Consider the following 779-nt stretch of genomic DNA (forward strand, 5'->3'; position numbering starts at 1 on the left):
GACGGTGTTGACGGTGAGCCGGTGCCGCCGGGCGAAGTCGGCCACGTCCGTGGAGAGCGTCCCCGGCAGCTCCACCTCCAGATGGCGGGTGGCCCAGGAGGCGTGCTCGGGGTCGGCCTGCCGGTCGGCGGGGAGAGCGACGGGGGTGTCGTATCCGGCGAGGGCGGCCCGCCAGTGCTCCAGCGCGGCACCGGTGTCCTGCCCGGCCAGCCACTCCAGATGGTCCCGGTAGGGCCGCCGCACGGCCGGAGCCGCGCCCGCGTACCGCGCGAACACATCGTCGAGCAGTTGCGGCGTGGACCAGCCGTCCAGCAGCAGATGGTGGAAGGTCCACACGACCCGCACCCGGCCGCCGCCCAGCTCCGCGAGCGACACCCGCAACAGCGGCGCCTCGTCCAGCCGGACCCCGGCCCGGTCCGCGGCCCGGCGCCGCTCCAGCTCGCGCTCACACTCCTCGTCGCTCAGACCGCGCCAGTCGGCACGGTGGACGGGCACCTCGACCCGCTGATGGACGACAGCGACGGGCTCGTCCACCTCCTCCCACACCACCGAAATCCGCAGTGCGTCCGAGGAGTTGACCGCCTCCTGCCACGCGTCCGCCAGCCGGTCGACGTCCTCGACCCCCTCCAGCACGAACGCCATCTGCTCCACATACGCCTGGCCCGACGCGTCCTCCAGCGAGTGGAACAACATCCCCTGCTGCATCGGCGAGAGCGGCACCACATCCGCGACCCCCTCACCGGTGCCCACCACCCGATCCACGGCAGCCTGATCCAACG

General features: G+C 73.0%; 1 protein-coding gene. It reads right to left on the reverse strand.

Going from position 1 to position 779, the window contains the following annotated elements:
* On the reverse strand, positions 1–750 hold a 750-nt coding region (locus SCA03_RS34845), incomplete at its 3' end, for a condensation domain-containing protein (protein WP_170223880.1).
* Positions 751–779 lie beyond the last annotated feature (29 nt).

Source organism: Streptomyces cacaoi (genome assembly GCF_006539165.1).
GTDB lineage: Bacteria > Actinomycetota > Actinomycetes > Streptomycetales > Streptomycetaceae > Streptomyces > Streptomyces cacaoi.